The 23,112-nt window shown below is 58.9% G+C and carries 25 protein-coding genes; 24 read left to right on the top strand and 1 reads right to left on the bottom strand.

What is annotated here, in order from left to right; genetic code table 11:
* Window positions 1-13 precede the first annotated feature (13 nt).
* The 5 genes from tgt to ACA061_RS21655 all read left to right on the top strand — a co-directional run bounded on the left by tgt (window position 14) and on the right by ACA061_RS21655 (window position 5,037).
* A complete protein-coding gene (tgt, locus tag ACA061_RS21675) occupies window positions 14-1,129 on the top strand; it encodes a tRNA guanosine(34) transglycosylase Tgt (protein ID WP_191627681.1) in 1,116 nt (371 codons plus the stop codon).
* Window positions 1,130-1,172: 43 nt separating this feature from the next.
* Entirely contained in the window at window positions 1,173-1,511 is a 339-nt protein-coding gene (gene yajC, locus ACA061_RS21670; RefSeq protein WP_007916913.1) for a preprotein translocase subunit YajC, read from the top strand.
* Between the two features lie 64 nt (window positions 1,512-1,575).
* The gene (secD, locus tag ACA061_RS21665) at window positions 1,576-3,444 is read left to right on the top strand and encodes a protein translocase subunit SecD (RefSeq protein WP_150604304.1); all 1,869 of its coding nucleotides are present in this window, start codon (window positions 1,576-1,578) and stop codon (window positions 3,442-3,444) included.
* Window positions 3,445-3,453: 9 nt separating this feature from the next.
* Window positions 3,454-4,368, top strand: coding sequence for a protein translocase subunit SecF (gene secF, locus ACA061_RS21660; RefSeq protein ID WP_150604303.1), 915 nt, complete (start codon window positions 3,454-3,456; stop codon window positions 4,366-4,368).
* Between the two features lie 120 nt (window positions 4,369-4,488).
* On the top strand, window positions 4,489-5,037 hold the full coding sequence (locus ACA061_RS21655) for a glycine zipper 2TM domain-containing protein (RefSeq protein ID WP_150592708.1): 549 nt from the start codon (window positions 4,489-4,491) through the stop codon (window positions 5,035-5,037).
* A 248-nt stretch (window positions 5,038-5,285) separates the two neighbouring features.
* Here the strand turns inward: ACA061_RS21655 and suhB are convergent, their stop codons facing one another.
* Entirely contained in the window at window positions 5,286-6,104 is an 819-nt protein-coding gene (gene suhB / locus ACA061_RS21650) for a type III secretion system regulator SuhB (protein ID WP_150604302.1), read from the bottom strand.
* Between the two features lie 145 nt (window positions 6,105-6,249).
* Here suhB and trmJ point away from each other — a divergent pair, with 145 nt between their 5' ends.
* The 19 genes from trmJ to der all read left to right on the top strand — a co-directional run bounded on the left by trmJ (window position 6,250) and on the right by der (window position 23,025).
* Entirely contained in the window at window positions 6,250-7,020 is a 771-nt protein-coding gene (trmJ, locus tag ACA061_RS21645) for a tRNA (cytosine(32)/uridine(32)-2'-O)-methyltransferase TrmJ (protein WP_150592709.1), read from the top strand.
* 3 nt (window positions 7,021-7,023) lie between these two features.
* Complete coding sequence (gene cysE, locus ACA061_RS21640) at window positions 7,024-7,800, top strand: serine O-acetyltransferase (protein ID WP_150616280.1); 777 nt, start codon at window positions 7,024-7,026, stop codon at window positions 7,798-7,800.
* 247 nt (window positions 7,801-8,047) lie between these two features.
* Window positions 8,048-8,539 (top strand): Fe-S cluster assembly transcriptional regulator IscR, encoded by a 492-nt coding sequence (gene iscR, locus ACA061_RS21635; protein ID WP_150592710.1) that lies wholly within the window; start codon window positions 8,048-8,050, stop codon window positions 8,537-8,539.
* A gap of 47 nt (window positions 8,540-8,586) precedes the next feature.
* Complete coding sequence (locus ACA061_RS21630; protein WP_150604301.1) at window positions 8,587-9,801, top strand: IscS subfamily cysteine desulfurase; 1,215 nt, start codon at window positions 8,587-8,589, stop codon at window positions 9,799-9,801.
* Between the two features lie 100 nt (window positions 9,802-9,901).
* The gene (gene iscU / locus ACA061_RS21625; protein ID WP_042560931.1) at window positions 9,902-10,288 is read left to right on the top strand and encodes a Fe-S cluster assembly scaffold IscU; all 387 of its coding nucleotides are present in this window, start codon (window positions 9,902-9,904) and stop codon (window positions 10,286-10,288) included.
* Window positions 10,289-10,322: 34 nt separating this feature from the next.
* Window positions 10,323-10,646 carry an iron-sulfur cluster assembly protein IscA gene (gene iscA, locus ACA061_RS21620; protein ID WP_003227904.1) on the top strand — a complete coding sequence of 108 codons (324 nt, stop codon included), beginning with the start codon at window positions 10,323-10,325 and terminating at the stop codon, window positions 10,644-10,646.
* A gap of 8 nt (window positions 10,647-10,654) precedes the next feature.
* A complete protein-coding gene (hscB, locus tag ACA061_RS21615; RefSeq protein WP_210554980.1) occupies window positions 10,655-11,176 on the top strand; it encodes a co-chaperone HscB in 522 nt (173 codons plus the stop codon).
* Window positions 11,177-11,227: 51 nt separating this feature from the next.
* The gene (gene hscA / locus ACA061_RS21610; RefSeq protein ID WP_150616279.1) at window positions 11,228-13,093 is read left to right on the top strand and encodes a Fe-S protein assembly chaperone HscA; all 1,866 of its coding nucleotides are present in this window, start codon (window positions 11,228-11,230) and stop codon (window positions 13,091-13,093) included.
* On the top strand, window positions 13,093-13,434 hold the full coding sequence (fdx, locus tag ACA061_RS21605; protein WP_150592713.1) for an ISC system 2Fe-2S type ferredoxin: 342 nt from the start codon (window positions 13,093-13,095) through the stop codon (window positions 13,432-13,434). The genes hscA and fdx overlap by 1 nt, the downstream gene beginning before the upstream one ends.
* Window positions 13,435-13,448: 14 nt before the next feature.
* A complete protein-coding gene (gene iscX, locus ACA061_RS21600; RefSeq protein ID WP_150604298.1) occupies window positions 13,449-13,649 on the top strand; it encodes a Fe-S cluster assembly protein IscX in 201 nt (66 codons plus the stop codon).
* An 87-nt stretch (window positions 13,650-13,736) separates the two neighbouring features.
* A complete protein-coding gene (gene ndk, locus ACA061_RS21595; RefSeq protein WP_042560926.1) occupies window positions 13,737-14,162 on the top strand; it encodes a nucleoside-diphosphate kinase in 426 nt (141 codons plus the stop codon).
* Between the two features lie 28 nt (window positions 14,163-14,190).
* Window positions 14,191-15,339 carry a dual-specificity RNA methyltransferase RlmN gene (gene rlmN / locus ACA061_RS21590; protein WP_042560925.1) on the top strand — a complete coding sequence of 383 codons (1,149 nt, stop codon included), beginning with the start codon at window positions 14,191-14,193 and terminating at the stop codon, window positions 15,337-15,339.
* A 12-nt stretch (window positions 15,340-15,351) separates the two neighbouring features.
* Window positions 15,352-16,110, top strand: a complete 759-nt coding sequence (gene pilW, locus ACA061_RS21585) for a type IV pilus biogenesis/stability protein PilW (protein WP_150604297.1) — start codon at window positions 15,352-15,354, stop codon at window positions 16,108-16,110.
* Window positions 16,110-17,153, top strand: a complete 1,044-nt coding sequence (locus ACA061_RS21580; RefSeq protein WP_497300023.1) for a RodZ domain-containing protein — start codon at window positions 16,110-16,112, stop codon at window positions 17,151-17,153. The genes pilW and ACA061_RS21580 overlap by 1 nt, the downstream gene beginning before the upstream one ends.
* A gap of 3 nt (window positions 17,154-17,156) precedes the next feature.
* Entirely contained in the window at window positions 17,157-18,266 is a 1,110-nt protein-coding gene (gene ispG, locus ACA061_RS21575) for a flavodoxin-dependent (E)-4-hydroxy-3-methylbut-2-enyl-diphosphate synthase (protein ID WP_150592716.1), read from the top strand.
* 33 nt (window positions 18,267-18,299) lie between these two features.
* Window positions 18,300-19,589 (top strand): histidine--tRNA ligase, encoded by a 1,290-nt coding sequence (gene hisS, locus ACA061_RS21570; RefSeq protein ID WP_016984369.1) that lies wholly within the window; start codon window positions 18,300-18,302, stop codon window positions 19,587-19,589.
* A gap of 41 nt (window positions 19,590-19,630) precedes the next feature.
* The gene (locus ACA061_RS21565; protein ID WP_150601800.1) at window positions 19,631-20,272 is read left to right on the top strand and encodes a YfgM family protein; all 642 of its coding nucleotides are present in this window, start codon (window positions 19,631-19,633) and stop codon (window positions 20,270-20,272) included.
* On the top strand, window positions 20,265-21,416 hold the full coding sequence (bamB, locus tag ACA061_RS21560) for an outer membrane protein assembly factor BamB (protein WP_042560919.1): 1,152 nt from the start codon (window positions 20,265-20,267) through the stop codon (window positions 21,414-21,416). The genes ACA061_RS21565 and bamB overlap by 8 nt, the downstream gene beginning before the upstream one ends.
* Window positions 21,417-21,555: 139 nt before the next feature.
* Entirely contained in the window at window positions 21,556-23,025 is a 1,470-nt protein-coding gene (gene der / locus ACA061_RS21555) for a ribosome biogenesis GTPase Der (RefSeq protein WP_042560918.1), read from the top strand.
* Window positions 23,026-23,112: the final 87 nt, after the last annotated feature.

Here is a 23,112-nt window from a genome sequence, read left to right as displayed (position 1 = left end):
TCGCACCTGTCGTATGTCGTTCGAGCTGCTTGCCACCGATGGCAAGGCCCGTCGTGGTCGTCTGACCTTCCCGCGTGGCACCGTCGAGACCCCGGCCTTCATGCCGGTCGGTACTTACGGCACGGTCAAGGGCATGTTGCCGCGTGACATCGTCGCCACCGGCGCGGAAATGATCCTGGGCAACACCTTTCACCTGTGGCTGCGTCCTGGCACCCAGGTGATCAAGGAGCACGGCGACCTGCACGATTTCATGCAGTGGAAGGGCCCGATCCTGACCGACTCCGGCGGCTTCCAGGTGTTCAGCCTCGGCGCCATGCGCAAGATCAAGGAGGAGGGCGTGACCTTTGCCTCTCCGGTCGACGGCGCCAAAGTTTTCATGGGCCCGGAAGAGTCGATGCAGGTTCAGCGCGATCTCGGTTCCGACGTCGTGATGATTTTCGACGAATGCACGCCGTACCCGGCTGACGAAGACGTCGCCCGTGTGTCGATGGAGCTGTCGTTGCGCTGGGCTCAGCGTTCGAAGATTGCTCACGGCGAGAATACCGCTGCACTGTTCGGCATCGTTCAGGGCGGCATGCACCCGGATCTGCGCATGCGCTCGCTCGACGGCCTTTGCGAGATCGGCTTTGATGGCCTGGCCATTGGCGGTCTGTCGGTGGGCGAGCCGAAGCACGAGATGATCAAGGTGCTCGATTATCTACCGGGCATGATGCCGGCTGACAAACCTCGTTACCTTATGGGCGTTGGCAAACCGGAAGATCTGGTTGAGGGTGTGCGCCGCGGTGTGGACATGTTCGATTGCGTGATGCCAACCCGTAATGCCCGCAACGGGCATCTGTTCATTGATACAGGCGTGCTGAAGATCCGTAACGCGTTCCATCGCCATGATGAATCGCCACTGGATCCGACCTGCGATTGCTATACCTGCCAGAACTTCTCTCGCGCTTATCTGCATCACCTGGACAAGTGCGGCGAAATGCTGGGAAGCATGCTCAATACCATCCATAACTTGCGCCATTATCAGGTGCTGATGGCTGGTTTGCGCGAGGCTATTCAACAGGGTACATTGGCCGCCTTTGTCGATGCCTTCTACGCCAAACGCGGGCTCCCCGTTCCGCCTTTGGACTGAGTTTTCTGACCCCAAGATTCAACATTTGCAACTGGAGTGCTAAATGAGCTTTTTTATCTCTAACGCCATGGCTGACGCTGCTGCACCGGCTGCTGCAGGCCCAATGGGCGGCGGCTTCGAGTGGATTTTCCTGGTCGGCTTCCTGGTCATCTTCTACCTGATGATCTGGCGCCCACAGGCCAAGCGCGCCAAAGAGCAGAAGAACCTGCTGAGCAGCCTGCAGAAGGGCGACGAAGTGGTCACCACCGGCGGCATCGCCGGCAAGATCACCAAAGTGGCCGATGACTTCGTGGTTCTGGAAGTTTCCGACACTGTGGAAATGAAGTTCCAGAAAGGCGCCATCGCCGCCACGCTGCCAAAAGGCACGCTGAAAGCGATCTAAGGTTCCAACTTCTACTCAATCGACGGGGCGCGCAAGGCGCCCCGCGTTCATAACGGGCGGCGTGATGCTGAACAAATACCCTCTGTGGAAATACATTCTGATCCTGGCGGTGCTGGCGGTCGGTCTGATTTATTCCGCTCCCAATCTATATCCTGATGACCCGGCCATTCAGGTCAGCGGCGCCAGCACGGCACTGCAGGTCAATCAGGCCGATCTGGATCGCGTAAGCACCGCGCTGAAAGAATCCGGAATCAACGTCAAGGCTGCCACGCTGGCGGCGAACGGCAAGGGCGGTCTGATCCGTCTGACCAAGGCTGAAGATCAGCTGCCGGCCAAAGACGTTGTGCGCAAGGCATTGGGTGATGACTACGTCGTCGCGCTGAACCTGGCACAGACCACCCCGCAATGGCTGCGCAACCTGGGCGCGCACCCGATGAAGCTGGGTCTGGACTTGTCCGGTGGTGTGCACTTCCTGCTGGAAGTGGACATGGATAAAGCCCTCGATGCACGCCTGAAAGTCTACGAAGGCGACGTCAAGAGCCTGCTGCGCAAAGAGAAGCTGCGTTATCGCAGTCTGCCGCAGCTCAATGGTGCCATTCAGCTGGGCTTCAGCGATGAAGATTCCCGCGAACAGGCCCGTGCGCTGATCCGCAAGAACTTCAACGATTTCGACATTGTTCCGGCCGACCTCAACGGTCAACCGGTGCTGCGTCTGGCGATGACCCCGGCCAAGCTGGCGGAAATCCGTGAATACTCCATCAAGCAGAACTTGACCACGGTACGTAACCGCGTCAACGAGCTGGGTGTTGCCGAACCGATCGTCCAGCGTCAGGGCGCCAACCGCATCGTGGTTGAGCTGCCGGGCGTGCAGGACACTGCCGAAGCCAAGCGTATTCTCGGCAAGACGGCCAACCTTGAGTTCCGTCTGGCTGCAGAGCCTGGCGCTTCGAAAGCCACTTCCGAAACTTTCGAGTTCCGTGAAGGCAATCGTCCTTCGGCGCAGATCGAGCGCGGCCTGATCATCACGGGTGACCAGGTAACCGACGCTAAGGCCGGTTTCGGCGAGCACGGCACACCTGAAGTGAACATCCGTCTGGATGGTCACGGTGGTGAGCTGATGAGTCGTGCGACCCGCAGCAACGTCGGTCGCAGCATGGCTGTGATCTTCATTGAGCAGCGTCCCGTCACCACTTACACCAAGCAAATGGTGAATGGCGTCGAAAAAGACGTCGCGGTGCAGACGTTCAAGGAAGAGAAGAAGATCATCAGCCTGGCGACCATCCAGTCGCCGCTGGGTGCTCAGTTCCGTATCACTGGCCTGAACGGTCAGGGTGAGTCGTCCGAGCTGGCGCTGCTGCTGCGTGCCGGTGGTCTGGCCGCTCCAATGTACTTCGCTGAAGAGCGCACAATCGGCCCGAGCCTGGGTGCTGACAACATCACCAAGGGTATCGATGCGTCGTTGTGGGGCATGCTGTTCGTGTCGCTGTTCATCATCGCGATCTATCGCTTCTTCGGCATCATCGCCACTGTCGCTCTGTCGGTGAACATGGTGTTGCTGCTGGCGCTGATGTCGCTGCTGGGTGCAACGCTGACCCTGCCGGGTATCGCCGGTATCGTCTTGACCATGGGTATGGCGGTCGACGCCAACGTGCTGATCTTCTCGCGGATACGTGAAGAGATCGCCGCCGGCATGACCGTGCAGCGCGCAATCAACGAAGGCTTCGGCCGGGCATTTACCGCGATTCTCGACGCCAACCTGACCACTCTGTTGGTCGGCGGGATTCTCTTTGCGATGGGCACGGGCCCGGTCAAAGGTTTCGCAGTGACGATGTCCCTCGGGATCTTTACCTCGATGTTCACGGCCATCATGGTGACCCGCGCAATGGTCAACCTGATCTTTGGCGGACGTGACTTCAAGAAGTTGTGGATTTAAGGGGCTGCCATGTTACGTACAATCAACTTCATGGGCGTTCGCAACTTCGCGTTCGGCGTCACAGTATTCCTCACCCTGCTGGCTCTGTTCAGCGTCGCTACCAAGGGCATGAACTGGGGTCTGGACTTCACCGGCGGTACGCTCATCGAGCTGACCTACGAGCGTCCGGCCGATGTCACCAAGGTGCGCGAGCAACTGGTGAGTTCGGGTTACCACGAAGCCATCGTGCAGAGCTTTGGTGCGACGACCGATCTGCTGGTGCGGATGCCGGGTGAAGACCCGCAGCTGGGCCATCAGGTCGCGGAAGCGCTGCTGAAGGTTGGCGGCGACAACCCGGCGATGGTCAAGCGTGTCGAGTTCGTCGGCCCGCAGGTCGGTGAAGAGCTGCGCGACCAGGGCGGCCTCGGCATGCTGCTGGCGCTCGGCGGCATCCTGATCTACCTGGCTTTCCGCTTTCAGTGGAAATTCGCGGTCGGCGCTATCGTTTCGCTGATCCACGACGTGATCGTGACCATCGGTATCCTGTCGTTCTTCCAGATCACTTTCGATCTGACAGTACTGGCAGCGGTGCTGGCGATCATCGGTTACTCGCTGAACGACACCATTGTGGTATTCGACCGGGTTCGTGAGAACTTCCGTGTGCTGCGCAAGGCAACGCTGATCGAGAACATCAACATCTCGACCACACAGACCCTGCTGCGCACCATGGCGACGTCGATTTCGACCTTGCTGGCGATCGCTGCGCTGCTGTTCTTTGGTGGCGACAACCTGTTCGGCTTCTCGATTGCTCTGTTTATCGGTGTTCTGGCGGGTACGTACTCGTCGATCTACATCGCTAACGTGGTGCTGATCTGGCTGAACCTGACAACCGAAGACCTGATTCCACCGGCTAACACCGAGAAGGAAATCGACGACCGTCCATAACGGTCATCGTTTTCCCTGCTGTCAGCCAAAAAAGGCGCGAGTTGAACTCGCGCCTTTTTTTATGCTCCAAGGCTGGGAGAAGCGCGGGCCCGTCCCGCATGTGATGGTCAGGAGGTTCATGTGAACAAGTCGTTGCTGGTTGGTGCGGTATTGGGTGCTGTCGGTGTGACTGCCGGGGGTGCTGTTGCCACCTACAGCCTGGTTAAAAGCGGCCCTGAGTATGCGCAAGTATTAGCCGTTGAACCGGTCAAAACACAGATCAAGACGCCACGTGAAGTGTGCAAGGATGTAGCAGTGACCCGGCAGGCGCCGGTCAAGGATCAACACCAGATTCTCGGTACCGCCATCGGTGCCGTAGCGGGTGGTTTGCTGGGTAACCAGATCGGCGGCGGCAACGGCAAGAAGATTGCCACGGTCGCCGGCGCGGTCGGTGGCGGTTATGCCGGTAACAAGGTTCAGGAAGGCATGCAGGGTCGTGACACCTACACCACGACACAGACTCGCTGTAACACCGTAAACGACATCAGTGACAAGGTTGTCGGTTACGACGTTCGTTACTCGCTGGATGGCAAGGAAGGTAAAGTGCGCATGGATCGTGATCCGGGCAACCAGATTCCGGTCGATAAGGAAGGCAAACTGGTTCTGTCGCAGAATGAGCCGGCTCAGTGATTCGCTGAGCGTTTGAAAAGAAGCACCCTTCGGGGTGCTTTTTTGTGCCCGTATTCTTGCCAGTCGACTGATCCGTCGGTGATCACCTGATACCCAATGTAGGAGCTGCCGAAGGCTGCGATCTTTTGATCCTGTTTTTAAAAACCAGAAGCAAAAGATCGCAGCCTTCGGCAGCTCCTACAGGGGAGTGTTGAATTTCAGGCATAAAAAAAGCACCCCGAAGGGTGCTTTTTCGTTTCGCCGGAAGCTTAGCGCTTCAGCGAAGCTGGCAGGTGCGGCTGGATCGCCGTCAGCACTGCCTTGAAGCATTTGGTGTTGCCGGCAACGATGTGACCTTTTTCAAGGAAGTCGTGACCACCGGTGAAGTCGCTCACCAGGCCGCCAGCTTCTTGAATCAGCAGGGCGCCTGCAGCCATGTCCCACTCGGACAGGCCCGACTCCCAGAACGCGTCGAAACGACCGGCAGCCACATAAGCCAGGTCCAGGCTCGCCGAACCGGCGCGGCGGATGCCGGCAGTCTGGCCAACCAGAGCGCGGAACATGCCCAGGTAGTTTTCGAGGTTGTCCATCTGGTCGTCACGGAACGGGAAGCCAGTGCCCAGCAGGGCGCCTTCGAGGCTGGTGCGACCGCTGACGCGCAGGCGGCGACCGTTCAGTTGAGCGCCGCGACCACGGCTGGCGGTGAATTCTTCCTGGCGAACCGGGTCCAGAACAACAGCGTGTTCCAGGCGACCGCGATATTTGCAGGCGATGCTGACAGCGAAGTGAGGAATGCCGCGCAGGAAGTTGGTGGTGCCGTCCAGCGGATCAATGATCCACAGGTATTCTTCGCCTTCGATACCGGTACCGGCGTGCATGCCGGTCTCTTCGCCACGGATCGAGTGGTTCGGGTAAGCCTTGCGCAGCGCGTCGATGATTTTCTGCTCGGCGGCGCGGTCCACCTCGGATACATAATCCTTGGCGTCTTTTTCGTCGACCTTGATGGTATCCAGGCGCTCGATGGAGCGGAAGATCAGTTCACTGGCGCTGCGGGCGGCGCGCAGCGCGATATTCAGCATGGGCTGCATGGATGTGTCACCTAAGGTTGTTAAAGAAAGCCGCGCATTCTATCAGAACTTTTCTTCAGGTGAAGGTCGCTGTTCGCTTTCATAGCTTAACGGTAGGCTGTTCTGTAAGATTTGCACCCCTTTCCTGTGTCCGAGAGCGCCTCCCTTGCTGCAGAACATTCGTGTCGTCCTGGTCAATACCAGCCACCCCGGCAACATCGGCGGGGCCGCGCGCGCCATGAAAAACATGGGTCTGTCGCGCCTGGTGCTGGTCGAACCGCGCCTGTTTCCGCACCACGAGGCCGATGCTCGCGCCTCCGGTGCCGGTGACATCCTTGAAAACGCGCAAGTTGTCGCCACCTTGGAAGATGCCTTGGTCGGTTGCAATCTGGTGCTCGGCACCAGTGCTCGTGACCGGCGCATTCCCTGGCCGCTGCTGGATCCGCGCGAATGCGGGACCAAAGTGGTCGAGGAGGCCGGGCAAGGTGCGGAAATCGCTTTGGTATTCGGCCGTGAAGATTCCGGCCTGACCAATGACGAGCTGCAGCGATGTCACTTTCACGTGCATATTCCTTCCGATCCGGAGTTCAGCTCGCTGAATCTCGGGGCGGCGGTGCAGGTTTTGAGCTATGAAGTGCGCATGGCCTGGCTGGCCTCACAAGGTCAGCCGAGCAAGATCGAGAAAGAAGAAGTGGCCTCGGTGAAAAGCGCCGAGCTGGCGACCATGGATGAGCTTGAGCGATTCTATGAGCATCTGGAGCAGACGCTGGTCGCCATCGAATTCCTTGATCCGGAAAAACCGCGGCACTTGATGGCGCGCCTGCGCCGGTTGTACGGACGCAGCTCGGTCAGCCGGGCGGAAATGAATATATTGCGTGGCATCCTCACGGAAACCCAGAAAGCGGCCCGTGGTGAGCTTCTAAAGCGGAAGGACTGAATGATGTTTGAGCGTTTGCGTGAAGATATCCAGAGCGTATTCCATCGAGACCCGGCGGCGCGTAACGCTTTTGAAGTCCTGACCTGCTACCCCGGCATGCACGCTATCTGGATCCATCGATTGGCGGGCATGCTCTGGCGCAACGAGCTGAAATGGTTGGCGCGGCTGGTGTCGAACTTCGGTCGCTGGTTGACCGGGATCGAAATTCACCCGGGGGCCAAGGTCGGTCGGCGTTTTTTCATCGATCACGGCATGGGCATCGTCATCGGTGAAACCGCCGAGATTGGCGATGACGTGACCATTTATCAGGGTGTGACCCTGGGTGGCACGAGCTGGAACAAGGGCAAGCGTCACCCGACACTGGGCGACGGCGTTGTCGTGGGCGCTGGTGCCAAGGTGCTCGGGCCGTTCACGGTCGGTGCCGGTGCCAAGGTTGGCTCCAACGCGGTGGTGACTAAAGAAGTGCCGCCGGGTGCCACTGTCGTGGGCATTCCGGGTCGAATCATCGTCAAATCCGATGAGGAGCAGGACGCCAAGCGCAAGGCCATGGCCGAGAAGATCGGTTTCGATGCCTATGGCGTCAGCGAAGACATGCCCGACCCAGTGGCGCGTGCCATCGGTCAGTTGCTCGATCACCTGCAAGCGGTAGACGGGCGGTTGGAGGGGATGTGCGGCGCGCTGAAGGATCTGGGCAGTAATTACTGTGCGAAAGATCTGCCTGAGCTGCGCGAAGAAGACTTCGCCTGCGTGAAGGATAAAGACGAATCCAAAGCCGTATAACGCCCCTGTACGAGCTGCCGAAGGCTGCGATCTTTTGATCTTGCTTGTTCATAAAATCAAAAGATCGAAGCCTCCGACATTTCCTGCAAAGGCCTACGCCAGCCGGTGTGCCATTAAGCCGCAGACCCTGATATCATTCGCGCGCTCTTTTGCGGGTAAACCCGACTAAAGCACTAGGTCTTATAGTTGACTTAAATGCTCGGGAATTGCATACTCCCGCCCATTCTGAACTCCGTGGTAATTGTCCATGCGACTGACTACAAAAGGCCGATACGCCGTGACTGCCATGCTTGACCTGGCGTTGCATGCGCAGCACGGGCCGGTGTCCCTGGCCGATATCTCCGAGCGCCAAGGCATTTCCCTGTCCTATCTCGAACAGCTTTTTGCCAAGCTGCGCCGCAGTAACCTGGTTTCCAGTGTTCGCGGTCCGGGTGGTGGCTACCAGTTGTCCCGCGACATGCAGGGCATTCAGGTGGCTCAGGTGATCGACGCAGTGAACGAGTCGGTCGATGCCACCAAGTGCGGGGGGCAGGGTGATTGCCATTCCGGCGATACCTGCCTGACCCATCACCTGTGGTGCGACCTGAGCCTGCAGATTCACGAATTTCTAAGTGGTATCAGCTTGGCTGATCTTGTGACTCGCCGTGAGGTACAAGAAGTAGCCCAGCGTCAGGACCAGCGCCGTTGCAACAGCAAGGCGCCACGCCTGGACAAGATTGAAGCGTCCGCCGTCGAATGACAGCCGTAGAGCCAGCGGCACGCCAGCCCTGATTTAGGAGATAGTCCATGAAATTGCCGATTTACCTTGATTACTCTGCGACCACCCCGGTCGATCCGCGCGTTGCGCAAAAAATGAGTGAATGCCTGCTGGTCGACGGAAACTTCGGTAACCCGGCGTCCCGTTCCCACGTGTTCGGCTGGAAAGCTGAAGAGTCCGTCGAAAACGCCCGTCGTCAGGTGGCCGATCTGGTCAACGCCGACCCGCGTGAAATCGTCTGGACCTCCGGCGCCACCGAGTCCGACAACCTGGCGATCAAAGGTGCGGCACATTTCTACGCCTCCAAGGGCAAGCACCTGATCACCACCAAGATTGAGCACAAGGCTGTCCTCGACACCATGCGCCAACTCGAGCGTGAAGGTTTCGAAGTGACCTACCTCGAGCCTCAGACTGATGGTCTGGTGACTCCGGCAATGATCGAAGCCGCACTGCGCGAAGACACCATTCTCGTGTCGGCGATGCATGTGAACAACGAAATCGGCACCATCAACGACATCGAAGCCATCGGCGAGATGCTTCGCGCCAAAGGCATCCTGTTCCACGTCGACGCCGCTCAGTCCACCGGCAAGGTCGACATCGACCTGTCGAAACTGAAAGTCGACATGATGTCGTTCTCCGCCCACAAGACCTACGGTCCTAAAGGCATCGGCGCGCTGTACGTGAGCCGCAAGCCGCGTGTGCGTATCGAAGCGACCATGCACGGCGGCGGTCACGAACGCGGCATGCGTTCCGGTACCCTGGCGACCCACCAGATCGTCGGCATGGGCGAAGCGTTCCGTGTGGCCAAGGAAGACATGGCTGCCGAAAACGTGCGCATCAAAGCCTTGAGCGACCGTTTCTACAAGCAGGTCGAGCATCTGGAAGAGCTGTACGTCAACGGCAGCCTGACTGCCCGCGTTCCGCACAACCTGAACCTGAGCTTCAACTACGTTGAGGGCGAGTCGCTGATCATGGCACTCAAGGATCTGGCGGTTTCGTCCGGTTCGGCGTGCACCTCGGCATCGCTTGAGCCTTCGTATGTACTGCGCGCCCTGGGCCGCAACGACGAACTGGCACACAGCTCGATCCGCTTCACCTTCGGCCGCTTCACCACCGAAGAAGAAATCGACTACGCCGCGCAGAAAGTCTGCGAGGCCGTTACCAAGCTGCGCACTTTGTCGCCGCTGTGGGACATGTACAAAGACGGCGTCGATATCTCGAAAATCGAGTGGGCGGCACACTAAATATAGAAGCCGCCGGATACAGATCCTGTAGCGACGCGGCGACTGATGCAGCGCAGCTACAGGGCCTCAAGAGCGGCCCTGATGAGTGAGGATTAGAATCATGGCTTACAGCGAAAAGGTCATCGACCACTACGAAAACCCGCGTAACGTCGGCAAGATGAATGCCGAGGACCCGGATGTCGGTACTGGCATGGTCGGCGCACCAGCGTGCGGCGACGTTATGCGTCTGCAGATCAAGGTCAACGATCAGGGCATCATCGAAGATGCCAAGTTCAAGACCTACGGCTGCGGTTCGGCAATCGCTTCCAGCTCCCTCGCTACCGAGTGGATGAAGGGCAAGACCCTGGACGAAGCGGAAACCATCAAGAACACCCAGCTGGCCGAAGAACTGGCCCTGCCGCCAGTGAAAATTCACTGCTCGGTACTCGCTGAAGACGCTATCAAAGCGGCTGTTCGCGATTACAAGCAGAAGAAAGGCTTGATCTGACTTTCAGGATTTGGCGACGAGTAAGGAGTCACCGATGGCTATCAGCATGACAGAAGCGGCTGCTCGACACGTGCGGCGCTCCCTCGACGGGCGCGGCAAAGGTGAAGGGATTCGTCTGGGTGTTCGCACCACAGGTTGTTCCGGCCTTGCCTACGTGCTGGAGTTTGTCGACGAGGTGGTTGCAGAGGATCAGGTGTTCGAAAGTCACGGTGAAAAAGTGATTATCGACCCGAAAAGCCTGGCCTACCTGGACGGCACCGAGCTCGATTTCGTCAAGGAAGGGTTGAACGAAGGCTTCAAGTTCAACAATCCCAACGTACGCGGTGAGTGTGGCTGCGGCGAAAGCTTCAACATCTGAGGCTTGTCGTGGGTAGTCCTTGTCATTTCGCTTTATTCGAGCTGCAACCGAGCTTCCGTCTGGATCTCGAGCAGTTGGCCGCGCGCTACCGTGAGTTGGCGCGTGGTGTTCATCCTGACCGCTTTGCCGATGCTTCCGAGCGCGAGCAGCGGTTGGCGCTTGAGCAGTCTGCCGGCCTCAACGAGGCGTATCAGGTGCTCAAGAGCCCACCCCAGCGTGCGCGCTACCTGCTGAAGGTCAGTGGGCATGAAGTGCCGATGGAAGTCACCGTCCAGGATCCCGAGTTTCTTTTGCAGCAGATGCAATGGCGCGAAGAGCTCGAAGACCTCCAGGACAGTGCCGATCTCGACGGCGTCGCAGTTTTCAAGCGTCGCTTGAAAGTGGCCCAGGAAGAGCTCAACGAAAGTTTTGCAGCCTGTTGGGATGATGCAGCACAACGTGATCAGGCCGAACGCCTGATGCGGCGCATGCAGTTCCTCGACAAGCTGACCTACGAAGTGCGCCAGTTAGAAGAGCGCCTCGACGATTAACCCAGTGCCGCTCCGGTCGCACGCCTGATATACAGATAAGTCCTGATCACGATGGCCCTACTGCAGATCGCCGAACCCGGCCAAAGTCCTCAACCGCACCAGCGCCGTCTGGCTGTGGGGATCGACTTGGGCACTACCAATTCGCTGGTCGCTGCGTTGCGCAGTGGTCTTTCCGAGCCGCTGGCCGACGCAAACGGGCAGGTCATCCTGCCGTCTGCCGTGCGTTATCACGCCGATCGCGTCGAAGTCGGCGAGTCGGCCAAACTGGCTGCCGCTTCCGATCCTTTGAACACTGTGCTGTCGGTCAAGCGCTTGATGGGTCGTGGTTTGTCCGACGTCAAGCAATTGGGCGAGCAACTGCCATACCGTTTCGTCGGTGGCGAATCGCACATGCCGTTCATCGATACTGTGCAGGGGCCGAAAAGCCCGGTCGAAGTCTCCGCCGATATCCTCAAAGTGTTGCGCCAGCGTGCTGAAGCGACCTTGGGTGGCGAGCTGGTTGGCGCGGTGATTACCGTTCCGGCGTATTTCGACGATGCTCAGCGCCAGGCCACCAAAGATGCGGCCAAACTGGCCGGTCTGAACGTGCTGCGCCTGCTCAATGAGCCGACCGCTGCTGCTGTGGCTTACGGTCTGGATCAACACGCCGAGGGCCTGGTTGCGATCTATGACCTGGGCGGCGGCACCTTCGATATTTCGATTCTGCGTCTGACTGGCGGTGTGTTTGAAGTTCTGGCCACTGGCGGCGACAGCGCGCTGGGCGGCGATGATTTCGATCACGCGATTGCTGGCTGGATCATCGAGAGCGCGGGCCTGTCCGCCGATCTCGATCCGGGCGCACAACGTAATCTGCTGCAAACCGCTTGCGCGGCCAAAGAAGCCCTGACCGATGCGGCCAGTGTTGAAGTTGCCTACGGCGACTGGAAAGCACAGCTGACCCGCGAAGCCTTCGATGCGCTGATCGAACCGATGGTCGCGCGCAGCCTCAAAGCCTGCCGCCGCGCCGTTCGCGATTCCGGCATTGAGCTGGAAGATGTGCACGCCGTGGTCATGGTCGGTGGTTCGACTCGCGTCCCGCGCGTTCGCGAAGCAGTGGCCGAAGCTTTTGGTCGTGAGCCATTGACCGAAATCGATCCGGATCAAGTGGTGGCCATCGGTGCTGCGATCCAGGCCGACACTCTGGCTGGCAACAAGCGCGATGGCGGCGAGCTGCTGCTGCTCGACGTGATTCCGCTGTCCCTGGGGCTGGAAACCATGGGCGGCCTGATGGAGAAGGTGATTCCGCGCAACACCACCATCCCCGTCGCCCGCGCTCAGGACTTCACCACTTATAAAGACGGTCAGACGGCCATGGCTGTTCACGTCTTGCAGGGCGAACGTGAATTGATCAGCGACTGCCGCTCTCTGGCACGTTTTGAATTGCGCGGCATTCCAGCGATGGTCGCAGGTGCAGCGAAGATTCGCGTGACCTTCCAGGTCGATGCTGACGGTCTGCTCAGTGTTTCCGCCCGCGAACTGGGTTCGGGTGTCGAGGCGAGCATTCAGGTCAAGCCGTCCTACGGTCTGACCGACGGCGAAATCGCCAAGATGCTCAAGGATTCGTTCCAGCACGCCAATGACGACAAGGTCGCTCGCGTTTTGCGTGAACAGCAAGTTGATGCCCAGCGTCTGATCGAGGCCGTGCAGGGTGCTCTGGAGGTGGATGGCGAGCGGTTGCTCGACGCCGAAGAGCGCATGGTCATCGACCTGCAATTGCAGGAACTGGCCGAACTGATGAAAGGTACCGATGGTTACGCCATCGAGCAGCAGACCAAGCGTCTGTCGCAAGTGACCGATGCTTTTGCTGCCCGCCGCATGGATTTGACGGTGAAAGCCGCTCTGTCGGGGCGCAATCTGAATGAAATCGAGGATATCTGATGCCGCAGGTCATTTTTCTGCCCCACGACAAGTTCTGCCCTGAGGGTATGGTGGTCGACGCTGCGCCCGGCACATCGATTCTTGAACTGGCCCACGAACACCACATCGAGATGGAAAGTGCTTGCGGCGGCGTCTGCGCTTGCACCACTTGTCACTGCATCATCCGTGAGGGTTTCGACTCGATGGAAGAGGCTGACGAGCTGGAAGAAGACTTCCTTGATCGTGCCTGGGGCCTGGAAGCGCAATCGCGTCTGGCCTGTCAGGCTATCGTGGGTGAAGAAGACATCACCGTCGAGATTCCGAAATATTCGCTTAACCATGCGGCTGAAGCGCCGCACTGACTGGTAAGACTGTCATGAGCTACGGTTGGAATGATGTTCAACGTATTGCAGAAGAGCTGGCCGAGGCCCATGCCGGTGTCGATCCATATTCTGTAGGTTTCGTACGTCTGCAGCAGATGATCCTGGATCTGCCTGAGTTTGATAGCACTTCTGGCCGAGTCGGTGAGAAGGTGCTGGAAGCGGTTCAGGAGCTTTGGGCCAAAGAATTGGACTGATCGTCTCGCAGGTTAGGCAATACCCAAGAACCCGCGTATAATTCGCGGGTTTAATTTTTCACAAATTACCGTTTCTGGAGTTACACCATGGCTGTTCAACGCACTTTCTCCATCATCAAGCCTGACGCTGTTGCAAAAAACGTCATCGGCGAAATCACCACTCGTTTCGAAAAAGCCGGCCTGCGCGTTGTAGCTTCGAAACTGAAGCAACTGTCCAAAGCTGAAGCTGAAGGCTTCTACGCTGAGCACAGCGCTCGTGGTTTCTTCGGCGACCTGGTTTCCTTCATGATCTCCGGTCCTGTTGTTGTTCAGGTTCTGGAAGGCGAAAACGCTATCGCTCTGAACCGTGAGCTGATGGGCGCTACCAACCCTAAAGAAGCTGCTGCCGGTACCATCCGCGCTGATTTCGCTGATTCCATCGACGCCAACGCTGTTCACGGTTCGGACTCCGAAGCCGCAGCTGCTCGTGAAATCTCGTACTTCTTCGCAGCTACTGAAGTAACCACTCGCTAAGCATTGGCTTAAGAGTGAAGGTGAATCCATGACTACATCGACTGTTAAAACCAACCTGCTGGGTCTGACCCAGCCGGAAATGGAAAAATTCTTCGACTCAATCGGGGAGAAGCGTTTCCGTGCCGGTCAGGTAATGAAATGGATTCACCACTTTGGCGTCGATGATTTCGACGCCATGACGAACGTCAGCAAAGCCTTGCGCGACAAGCTCAAGGTTATTGCCGAGGTCCGTGGTCCCGAAGTTGTCAGCGAGGACATCTCCACCGACGGCACCCGTAAGTGGGTGGTGCGCGTGGCGTCCGGCAGCTGTGTCGAGACCGTGTACATTCCCCAGGGCAAGCGCGGTACTTTGTGCGTTTCGTCCCAGGCAGGCTGTGCCCTGGATTGCAGTTTCTGCTCCACCGGCAAGCAAGGCTTCAATAGCAACCTCACCGCCGCCGAAGTCATCGGTCAGGTGTGGATTGCCAACAAATCTTTCGGCAGCGTCCCGGCCACCGTCGACCGTGCCATCACCAACGTGGTGATGATGGGCATGGGTGAGCCGCTGCTGAACTTCGACAACGTCGTCGCCGCCATGCATCTGATGATGGATGACCTCGGCTACGGGATCTCCAAGCGCCGCGTGACCCTGTCCACGTCGGGTGTGGTGCCGATGATCGATGAGCTGTCCAAGCACATCGACGTATCCCTGGCGTTGTCCCTGCACGCACCGAATGACGCATTGCGTAACCAATTGGTGCCGATCAACAAGAAATATCCGCTTAAGATGCTGCTCGAGTCGTGCCAGCGCTACATGTCGTCCCTGGGCGAGAAGCGCGTGCTGACCATCGAGTACACCTTGCTCAAGGACATCAACGACAAAGTCGAACATGCCGTTGAGATGGTCGAGTTGCTGAAAGACATTCCATGCAAGATCAACCTGATTCCGTTCAACCCGTTCCCGCATTCCGGGTACGAGCGGCCTAGCAACAATGCTATCCGCCGGTTCCAGGATCAACTGCATCAGGCAGGCTTCAACGTCACTGTGCGCACCACCCGTGGTGAAGACATCGACGCGGCTTGTGGTCAATTGGTAGGACAGGTGCTGGATCGCACCCGTCGCAGCGAACGTTACATTGCCGTGCGGGAATTGAACGCCGACGGCGATCTGGCGCAGAACGCCGCGAATACAAACTAAGAGAGGATCTCTATGTCCCTGCGCTTTGCGCTGCTGTTGCTGTTGGCCAGCCTGAGTGCTGGCTGTGTCCTGTCGGGTGACTACAACCCGATGAAGACCAGCAAGGGCCGCGATGAAGCGCGAGCCGCTTATGTGCAGTTGGGGCTGGGGTATTTGCAGCAGGGCATGACCGAACGCGCCAAGGTGCCGCTGAAAAAGGCTCTGGACCTGGACAGCTCCGATCCGGACGCCAATGCTGCGCTCGGACTGGTGTTCCAGGCCGAGATGGAGCCTGCACTGGCTGACGAACACTTCCGCAAGGCCTTGTCTTCACGTCCCGCCGATGCCCGAACCCTCAACAACTACGGCAGTTTTCTCTACGAAGAACAGCGTTACAAGGAAGCCTACGAGCGTTTTGAACAGGCCGCCGCCGATACCCTGTATCCTGAGCGCTCGCGCGTGTTCGAGAATCTCGGCATGACGGCGGCTAAGCTCGGACAGCGTGATCTGGCGCAGCAGCAACTGGAAAAAGCCCTGCGCCTGAATCGTCAACAACCTCGCGCATTGCTGGAAATGGCTGAGTTGTCCTTCGAAGACAGGCATTATGTGCCCGCGCGTGACTATTACGACCGTTTCAGCCTGCTAACCGAACAAAATGCACGTAGTCTATTGCTCGGCGTTCGGCTGGCAAAAGTGTTTGAAGATCGCGACAAGGCCGCCAGTTATGGCCTGCAATTAAAACGACTCTATCCCGGTACGCCGGAATATCAGCAATACCTGTCGGAGCAATGATGAAAGCGGCGCATCCCGAAGTTGTAGCAGCGAATCGCGTTAACCCCGGTGAGACCTTGCGCCAGGCCCGCGAAAGCAATGGCTGGTCGCTGGCCGAAGTGGCCCTCAAGCTCAACCTCACCGTGACTTCCCTGAGCAATCTTGAAGCCGGCGCTTTCGACAAGCTGCCGGGGCACACCTTCGCTCGCGGCTATATTCGCGCCTATGCCAAGTTGCTCGGCATGGACCAGACCGCTCTGGTTCAGCAATTTGACCAGTCCACCGGCACCGATTCCCAGGGCAGCAACGTGCATGCGCTGGGGCGTATCGAAGAGCCGGTGCGGGTTTCCCACACCATTTTGCGCATCGTCAGCCTGCTGTTGCTGATCGCGGTCATCGGCGGCGGTTTCGTCTGGTGGCAGGATCAGACTTCGCAGCGCACCAAAGACTTGACCAGCCTCGCCCCTGAGCACGTCGAAGTCGAAGGCGCCGATGGCACCACGCAGATTCACCCGATTGACGAGCCGGAAGACCAGGCCGTTGCCGAAGGTCAGGCCGAGGGCGCGACTGCCCTGGCACTGCCGCAATCGGAGACCACCGCCGAATCTACCGGCGCCGAGCCTGCCACTGCGACAACGGCACCGGCAGCACCGGCCGCTCCGGGTGCGATGCCAACTGCGCCGGCTCAAACCCCGGCACCGGTTGTCGCTGCCCCTGCCACGCCGGCACCAAACGTTCCGGCCACTCCTGCTCCGACCGTTACCGCTCCGGTGGTTCCTGCGACGCCAGCGCCAACCGCGCAAGCGTCTGCGCCAGTTGCGGGGCAGGGTCAGGTTTCGGTGCAGTTCGTTGCCGATTGCTGGACCCAGGTTACCGATGCCAGTGGCAAGACTCTGTTCAGTGGCCTGAAGCGTAAGGGCGACAGCCTGTCTGTTGCCGGCAAGCCTCCATTTGCCGTACGCCTGGGCTATGCCCGTGGCGCTCAGGTCAGCTACAACGGCCAAACGGTCGATGTCGCTCCGTTCACCAGTGGCGAGACTGCTCGCCTGAAGTTGGGTCAATAAGTCATGCACGGCGAATCTCCAATCAAACGTCGCGTTTCGCGCAAGATCTGGGTCGGCAACGTACCGGTGGGCGGCGATGCGCCTATCGCTGTACAGAGCATGACCAACAGCGACACCAATGACGTAGCCGCCACCGTTGCACAAATCAACCGTCTGGAAGCCGCTGGCGTCGACATCGTTCGCGTTTCGGTGCCGGACATGGACGCCGCCGAGGCATTCGGCAAGATCAAGCAATTGGTCAAGGTGCCGCTGGTTGCCGACATTCACTTCGACTACAAGATCGCCTTGCGCGTAGCCGAACTGGGTGTGGACTGCCTGCGTATCAACCCGGGCAACATCGGTCGCGAAGATCGCGTGCGTGCAGTGGTTGATGCTGCGCGTGATCGCGGTATCCCGATCCGCATCGGCGTCAACGCCGGCTCGCTGGAAAAAGACCTGCAAAAGAAATACGGCGAGCCGACCCCGGCGGCGCTGGTCGAGTCCGCTCTGCGTCACGTTGAACACCTCGAACGCCTGAATTTTCAGGACTTCAAGGTCAGCGTGAAGGCTTCCGACGTGTTCATGGCCGTCGAAGCCTACCGCTTGCTGGCGAAAGAAATCGTCCAGCCGCTGCACCTTGGCATCACCGAAGCCGGTGGATTGCGTTCGGGTACAGTGAAATCCGCCGTGGGCCTAGGTATGCTGCTCGCCGAAGGGATTGGCGATACTATTCGCATCTCGCTGGCGGCCGATCCGGTCGAGGAAGTGAAGGTCGGTTACGACATTCTCAAGTCTTTGCATTTGCGTTCCCGTGGCATCAACTTCATCGCCTGCCCGAGCTGCTCGCGGCAGAACTTCGATGTGGTCAAGACCATGAACGAGCTGGAAGGGCGTCTTGAAGACCTGCTGGTGCCGCTGGATGTCGCGGTGATCGGTTGTGTGGTCAACGGCCCCGGCGAAGCCAAGGAAGCCCATATCGGCTTGACCGGCGGCACGCCAAACCTGATTTACATCGACGGCAAGCCGGCGCAGAAACTGACGAATGACAATCTGGTGGATCATCTGGAAAAGCTGATCCGCCAGAAAGCGGCCGAAAAGGTCGAAGCTGACGCAGCGGTTATCGCGCGCGGCTGAGCCTACAGAGCCGAACGAATTTAAGGATTTAAAGTGAGCAAGTCATTGCAAGCCATTCGTGGCATGAACGACATCCTGCCCGAACAGACCCCGCTGTGGCGTTATTTCGAGGGCACTGTTGCGCGTCTGCTGGATAACTACGGTTACAAGCAGATCCGCATGCCGATCGTCGAGTTCACCGAGCTGTTCAAACGCTCGATCGGTGAAGTGACCGACATCGTCGAAAAAGAGATGTACACCTTCGAAGACCGCAACGGCGACTCCCTGACCCTGCGTCCGGAAGGCACCGCGGCGTGCGTGCGTGCAGTGCTTGAGCACGGCATCACTGGCGGCGGCCAGGTGCAGAAACTCTGGTACATCGGCCCGATGTTCCGCCACGAGCGTCCGCAAAAAGGCCGTTATCGCCAGTTCCACCAGATCGGTCTGGAGGTGTTCAACCTCGACGGTCCGGACATCGACGCCGAGCTGATCACCATGACCTGGCGCCTGTGGGGCGAGCTGGGCATCCGTGATGCGGTCAAGCTCGAACTCAACAGCCTCGGCACCAGCGAGTCCCGTGGTCGCTACCGTGAAGCGCTGGTCGAGTATCTCTCGGCGCATCACGACAAGCTCGACGAAGACAGCCAGCGTCGCCTGAAAACCAACCCGCTGCGCGTGCTCGACACCAAAAATGCCGACACCCAGGCCGTGCTGGTTGATGCGCCGAAGATGGCCGACTACCTGGACGACGAGTCCCGTGCACACTTTGAAGGCTTGAAGGCCCGTCTGGATGCCGTCGGCATTCCGTACGTGCTCAACCCGAAGCTGGTACGCGGCCTCGATTACTACAGCAAAACCGTTTTTGAATGGGTCACCGACAAGCTCGGTGCCCAGGGCACTGTTTGCGCGGGCGGTCGTTATGACGGTCTGGTCGAGCAAATGGGCGGCAAGCCGACCACCGGCGTTGGTTTCGCCATGGGCATCGAACGTCTGGTGCTGATGCTCGAGACCCTCGAGCAGATCCCGGAAGAAATTTCCCGTCAGGTCGACGTCTACCTCTGCGCCTTCGGTGAAGAAGCCGAGCTGGCCGGTCTGGCTCTGGCCGAGCGTGTACGTGATCAGCTTCCAAACCTGCGTCTGCAAGTCAATGCCGGCGCTGGCAGCTTCAAAAGCCAGTTCAAGAAGGCCGACAAGAGCGGTGCGCTGTACGCACTGATCCTCGGTGACGACGAAATGGCCCAGCAAGTGGTAGGTTTCAAACCCCTGCGTGGCCAGGGCGAACAACAAAGCATTGCCTGGGATGCGCTTGCCGCTCACCTGGCCACCTGCGTCGTGCAGGGTTGAAGCTGTCTTAACAGCCGAATTAGCGATTAAGGAGTATTGGGGTGTCGAGTACCGAAGACGAACAGTTGGCGGATTTGAAAGACTGGTGGACACGCAACGGCAAACCTCTGGTCACCGGCGGCCTGTTGGCGCTGGTCATCGTGTTCGGCTGGCAGGCTTATCACAAATATCAGGGCAACCAGTCGCAAGGCGCCTCGGTGCTCTATCAGCAACTGCTGGAAACCACGCTGACGCCTGACGGCAAGCCTGATGCTGCCCGCGTTGCGGATCTGGCCGGCAAGCTCAAGAGCGAATTCGGCGGCACTGCCTATGCGCAGTACGGCAGCCTGTTCGTGGCCAAAGTTGCAGTCGACAGCGGCAAGCTGGACGACGCCGCGACCGAGCTCAAAACCATCGTCGACAAACCGGCCAATCCGGCGCTGGGCGAAATCGCCCGTCAGCGTCTGGCGCAGGTGCTGGGCGCGCAGGACAAAGCGGATGACGCTCTGAAACTGCTCGACGGCGACGCCGACAAAGCGTTCCTGGCCACTCGCGAAGAACTCAAGGGCGACCTGCTGGTGAAGCTGGGCCGTACCGACGACGCGAACAAGGCGTATCAAAAAGCCAAGGCGGCACTGTCGGATGAAGCGGCGGTCGGTGGCCTTCAAATCAAGCTCGACGACCTGGCCAAAGGGGATGCGTGACGTGATCCGTTGGAAGCATGCAGCATTGCTGGCTCTGGCCATTTTGGCCGCGGGTTGCAGCAGCAACAGCAAAAAAGAATTGCCACCGGCCGAGCTGACCGACTTCAAAGAAGAAGTCGTTCTGCAAAAGCAGTGGAGTCGTTCGATCGGTGACGGTCAGGGCGAAACCTACAACATGCTGGTACCGGCGATCGACGGCGACACCATCTACGCGGCCGATGTGACCGGCGTGGTAATGGCCATGGATCGCAGCAATGGCGACGTGAAGTGGGATCAGGATCTTGAACTGCCTGTCTCCGGCGCCGTTGGCGTGGGTTACGGTCTGGTTCTGATTGGTACGCTGCGTGGCGAAGTCGTCGCTCTGGACACCATCAACGGTGAAGAGAAGTGGCGTGCTCGCGTCAACAGTGAAGTCCTCGCGCCGCCGGCCAACAACGGCGACGTGGTAGTGGTGCAGACTCAGGACGATCGTTTGATCGGTCTGGATGCTTCCACCGGTACTCAGCGCTGGGTGTATGACAGCACTCCAGCCGTGCTGACCCTGCGTGGCACCAGCGCACCGCTCGTGACCAACCGCCTCGCGGTGGCTGGCCTGTCGACCGGTAAAGTTGTCGCCCTGGATATTTCCAATGGCGTGCCGGTGTGGGAACAGCGCATCGCGATTCCACAGGGTCGTTCGGAACTGGAGCGCGTGGTCGATATCGACGGCGGTCTGCTGCTGTCCGGCGGCACGCTGTACGTTGCCAGCTATCAGGGTCGCGTTGCGGCACTGGATCTGGAAAGCGGTCGTCAACTGTGGCAGCGCGATGCGTCGAGCTACGCCGGTATTGCTCAAGGTTTCGGCAGCGTTTACGTGAGCCTGTCTTCGGGCACCGTTGAAGGCGTCGACGAGCGTTCTACCACGGCTTTGTGGAGCAACGATTCGCTGGCTCGCCGCCAACTGTCGGCTCCGGAAGTGTTCTCCAGCTATGTTGCAGTAGGTGACCTGGAAGGTTATCTGCACCTGCTGAGTCAGGTTGACGGTCGTTTCGTCGGCCGTGAGCGCATCGACAGCGACGGCCTGCGTGCCCGTCCGCTGGTGGTGGGTGACACGATTTATGTGTATGGCAACAGCGGCAAACTGGAAGCCCTGACCATCAAGTAACAACTATGCTTGGGGATAACACCCCAGGCAGCTTCACTTGCGGGAGTGAACCTGTTCACCCCCGCAGTGTTGCCCCGAGCACCAGCCGCTGCCTCGCAGCGGCTTTTGTATTTTCTGAAATAACGAAGTGGAGAGCCGCATGGTTCCCGTAATCGCCCTGGTGGGCCGACCGAACGTCGGCAAGTCCACCTTGTTCAACCGCCTGACCAGGACTCGCGACGCCATCGTCGGCGACTTGTCCGGTCTGACCCGTGATCGCCAGTACGGTGAGGCCAAGTGGCAAGGGCGTTCCTACATTCTGGTCGACACCGGTGGTATCTCCGGTGACGAGCACGGTATGGACGAAAAAATGGCCGAGCAGTCGCTGCTGGCCATTGAAGAAGCGGATGTTGTGTTGTTCCTGGTAGATGCCAAGGCCGGTTTCACCGCCGCCGACCAGATGATCGCCGAACACCTGCGCAAACGTAACAAGTGTTCCTACGTGGTTGCCAACAAGGTCGACAACATCGACCCGGAAATGGCCCGCGCTGAATTTGCTCCGTTGGGCATGGGCCACGCGATTCCTATCGCCGGTGCTCACGGCCGTGGCATCACCCAGATGCTGGAAATCGCCCTGGGTGAATTCCCGAGAGACGAAGAAGAGCCGGAAGACGGCGAAGAAGAAGTCGTTGCCGAAGGTGAGGAAGCCAAGCGCATTCCTGGCCCGAGCGAAAAAGACGGCATCAAGATCGCCATCATCGGTCGCCCGAACGTTGGCAAGTCGACTCTGGTCAACCGCATGCTCGGTGAAGACCGGGTAATCGTTTATGACCAGCCCGGCACCACCCGCGACAGTATCTACATCCCGTTCGAACGGAATGAAGAGAAGTACACGCTGATCGACACCGCTGGTGTGCGCAAGCGCGGCAAGATTCACGAAGAAGTCGAAAAATTCTCCGTGGTCAAAACCCTGCAGGCGATCAAAGACGCCAACGTAGTGATCTTCGTGATGGACGCCCGCGAAGGTGTGGTCGATCACGACCTCAACCTGCTGGGCTTCGCCATCGAGTCGGGTCGTGCGCTGGTGATCGCGATCAACAAGTGGGACGGCATGACGCCGAGCGAGCGCGACTTCGTGAAAGTCGAACTTCAGCGTCGTCTGTTCTTCGTTGACTACGCCGACATCCACTTCATCTCGGCACTGCACGGCACTGGCGTGGGTAACCTCTACGCTTCCGTACAGAACTCGTTCAAGTCCGCGGTCACCCGCTGGCCGACCAACCGTCTGACCCAGATTCTGGAAGACGCGGTTGGCGAGCACGCGCCACCGATGGTCAACAACCGCCGGATCAAGCTGCGTTACGCCCACTTGGGTGGTGCGAACCCGCCGATCATCGTGATCCACGGTAACCAGATCGAGAAAGTGCCGAAGTCGTACGTGCGCTATCTGGAAAACACTTACCGCCGTGTGCTGAAGCTGGTCGGTACGCCGATCCGCATCGAGTTCAAGGGCGGCGAAAACCCGTACGAAGGCAACAAGAACACCCTGACCGACCGCCAGGTCAACAGGAAGCGTCGGATGATGTCCCACAGCAAGAAAGCCGACAAGAAGCGCCGCGACAAGAAGTGATCCGAGGCCCTGCACAATTTTGTGTGGGGCTTTTGTGGTGAGGGGATTTATCCCCGATGGGCTGCGCAGCAGCCCCAAAACCTGCGC

The sequence above is a fragment of the Pseudomonas sp. LBUM1668 genome (assembly GCF_059695715.1).
The sequence above is the reverse complement of the archived record's forward strand: the minus strand, read 5'-3'. Positions and strand labels throughout refer to the sequence as shown.